Origin of the sequence: Gemmobacter sp. (assembly GCF_016792925.1) — a bacterium.
Taxonomy (GTDB): Bacteria; Pseudomonadota; Alphaproteobacteria; order Rhodobacterales; family Rhodobacteraceae; genus Gemmobacter.
Map to the genome: position 1 here is coordinate 1 of NZ_JAEULU010000345.1, position 1,691 is coordinate 1,691.

Annotated in this window: 1 protein-coding gene; it reads right to left on the reverse strand. The window is 62.6% G+C overall.

Annotated elements, in window-relative coordinates; all coding sequences use genetic code 11:
• Positions 1-64: 64 nt before the first annotated feature.
• Positions 65-1,691: [protein-PII] uridylyltransferase (gene glnD / locus JNN06_RS17175; protein WP_291240814.1), on the reverse strand; the 1,627-nt coding region annotated here is incomplete at its 5' end.

Consider the following 1,691-nt stretch of genomic DNA (forward strand, 5'->3'; position numbering starts at 1 on the left):
AAACCAGCGTCCAGCCGCCCAGAACGACGACGTTGCGGATCAGGGATCGGCTCATGCTTTGTCCTCAGGCCTGCGCCCGCTCCGTGCCTTCGGTGATGGCCTGCCGCAGCTTTTTCTCCAGCGCTTCCTGCTTGGATTTGGTGTGCAGCTTCAGGCCGAACATGTCCTTCACATAGAAGGCATCCACCACCTGCGCGCCATAGGTCGCGATCACGGCGCTGGCGATATAGATGTTGTTGGCAGCAAGCGTGCGCGTCAGATCATAAAGCAGGCCGGGCCGGTCGCGGGTATCGACCTCGATGATGGTGTAGATCTCGGACCCTTCATTGTCGAAGGTGATATGGGTGGGAAAGCGGAACTCGCGCTCGCGCTTTTTCACCTTGTCGCGGTCGGCCAGCGCCTGACGCGGGCGAACCTCGCCTTTCAGGGTCTTGTCGATCATCTGTTGCAGGCGGGGCAGCTTTGCCACCTCATAGGGGTGGCCGTCGGCATCCTGCACCCAGAACACCGCCGTCGCATAGCCATCCTTCGAGGTATAGGTGCGGGCATCCACCACATTGGCCCCCACCAGCGCCAAGGCCCCCGCCAGCCGCGAGAAGATGCCGGGGTGATCGGCCAGCGCGAAACAGGCTCGGGTGGCATCGCGCGCCGGATCGGGATGCAGGTCGATGCGGATTTCATTATCCGGCAGGTCATGCAGCAGGCGGGCAAAGGTGGCCTGCGTCTCGGTCATCAGGCCTTGCCAATAGGGCGCGTAATGGCGGCCCAGTTCCGTGCGGATGTCTTTCGCATCCCAATCGGGCAGGGCGGCGCGCAGCGCCTGTTTGGCCTCATTCTCGCGCCGGTCGCGGTTCACATTTTCAAGGCCGCCTTCCAGCGCCTCGGCGGTCTGGCCGTAAAGCTGGCGGATCAACTGGGCCTTCCAGTTGTTCCAGGTGCCCGGCCCCACGCCGCGAATGTCGCAGACCGTCAGCGCCGTCAGCAGATCGAGCCGCTTCTTGGTTTTCACCGCCTTGGCGAAATCGCGCACCGTGCGCGGGTCGCCAATATCGCGCTTCTGCGCCATGTCGGACATCAGCAGGTGATAGCGGATCAGCCATTCGACCGTCTCGCTTTCCTCCTCGTTCAGCCCCAGACGCGGGCAGACGCGGCGCGAGATTTGTGCGCCCAGAATCGAGTGATCCTCGGGGCGGCCCTTGCCGATGTCATGCAGCAGCAGCGCGACATAGAGAACGCGGCGGTTCACGCCCTCCTTGAGAATGCCGGAGGTCAGCGGCAGTTCCTCCACCAGCTCCTCCCGCTCGATCTGCGCGAGGGTGGAGATACATTGGATGATATGCTCGTCCACCGTGTAATGGTGATAGACGTTGAACTGCATCATCGCCACGATGGGCTCGAATTCGGGGATGAAGGCGCCCAGCACCCCCAGCTCGTTCATGCGCCGCAGCGCGCGTTCCGGGTTGCCGTGTTTCAGCATCAGATCCAGAAAGATGCGCTGCGCCTCGGGGTCTTCGCGCATGTCATCGTCGATCAGATGCAGGTTCTGCGCCACCACCCGCATCACATTGGGGTGGATCAGATAGCTGGTGCGCAGCGCCTCCTCGAAGACGCGCAGCAGGTTCAGCTTGTCGGTCAGGAATTTCTTCGGGTCGGCAATGTCGATCCGGCCCTGCACCACCTTGAAACCGGGG